Origin of the sequence: Kribbella sancticallisti (assembly GCF_039530625.1) — a bacterium.
Classification (GTDB): domain Bacteria; phylum Actinomycetota; class Actinomycetes; order Propionibacteriales; family Kribbellaceae; genus Kribbella; species Kribbella sancticallisti.
The window spans coordinates 1-795 of record NZ_BAAAOS010000023.1 but is presented as its reverse complement, the minus strand read 5'-3'; the positions used below and the strand labels follow the sequence as shown (position 1 = coordinate 795).

The following is a 795-nucleotide window of genomic DNA, read 5'->3' as shown; positions in this document are numbered from 1 at the left end:
AGGAGGGCGTAGCTGGTCCAGAGTCTCGTCGCGGACATAGAGAAGGCCCGTACCGCGCGGCCCCCGCAGGTACTTGCGCCCTGTGGTCGTCAACAGGTCAACATTGAGATCACTCACGTCGAGCGGCAACTGACCGACTGACTGGCACGCGTCGAGTAGGTACAGTGCCTCGCTGCCGGCAACCAGCTCCCCAATCTCTCGCGCAGGATTTACGAGTCCACCACTGGTCGGGATGTGCGTGACGGCCACCAACCGGACCCGCTCGTCGAGAAGCTCGGCCAGCGCGCGAACCGACAGCTGTCCTGACTCGTCGTTGGGAACCGGCACCACCGTGATCGGCAGCCGCTCCTGCAACTGCAGGAACGCGATGTAGTTGCTCGCATACTCAGCCGCGGAGGTGAGGATCCGATCTCCAGGCTTGAACGGGATGGCGGCGAAGGCGAGGTTCCAGGCGCGGGTGGCGCTGTCGGTGATCGCAATCTGGTGAGGCTGAGCGCCGATCAGCCGACCCAGGTCGGCATACGTCGCTTCACGCTGCGCGGAGCGTTCAATGGCCGCCTCGTAGCCGCCGCGTCGCTGCTCGAGCGCGAGGTAGTCGAGCACGGCCTCGGTAACCGGCGTGGGTTGGAGCGAGGATCCCGCATTGTTGGCGTGCAGGAGCGTGGCGCACGACGGGGTATCCGCTCTCAGTGCGTCGATGTCGAGCGGGGAGCCACTGATCGATGTCTCCATCCCGGTCCTCATCCGGCTGTCAGCAATTCTTGCGGGAGCTGGCCGAGACGTTCGGCCCCGGAC

1 protein-coding gene is annotated in these 795 nt (G+C 65.4%); it reads right to left on the bottom strand.

The genetic code is table 11. From position 1 onward, the window contains the following. Positions 1-732 (bottom strand): aminotransferase class V-fold PLP-dependent enzyme (locus tag ABD255_RS20080; RefSeq protein WP_344216110.1); only part of this gene is annotated, 732 nt, incomplete at its 3' end. Between the last annotated feature and the right edge of the window lie 63 nt (positions 733-795).